At 34.5% G+C, this 391-nt stretch carries 1 protein-coding gene; it reads right to left on the bottom strand.

Translation table 11 applies throughout. From position 1 onward, the window contains the following. Positions 1-282: IS110 family transposase (locus tag AAHB15_RS30060; RefSeq protein WP_342043905.1), on the bottom strand; the 282-nt coding region annotated here is incomplete at its 3' end. Positions 283-391 lie beyond the last annotated feature (109 nt).

The following is a 391-nucleotide window of genomic DNA, read 5'->3' as shown; positions in this document are numbered from 1 at the left end:
GAGCCATTTTGAAAGATTGATCCAGTAGTGTCCAGTTGGTTCCATTCCAACTATAGTTGCATCTAGGTTATTTAACCTTTGAAGATTTATTATCCATTTTAGTAAACTTGTAAATCCTTCTTCGTTATTTTTGAACGTAAGAGGATCTCCAACTACAATTCCACGGAAATTTACGGCTCTAGCGACATGAAATTGTTGAGCTATATCCACGCCGACAACAAGATGTTTAACAGAAATTCTTTCTATTAGTTGATTTTGTTTGTTCTGCATTTTAAACTTCATAGTAGGGTTCCTCCTAAAATTGTGAGTTAGAGTGGTGTCTATACTCATATCATACTGAGGAGCCTTATTTTTTTCAAAGTCGAAAAATAACGATCTACAGGAATGCTAA

Source organism: Bacillus sp. OTU2372 (genome assembly GCF_038440275.1).
GTDB lineage: Bacteria > Bacillota > Bacilli > Bacillales > Cytobacillaceae > Neobacillus > Neobacillus bataviensis_B.
This window is presented reverse-complemented; position numbering and strand designations above follow the sequence as displayed.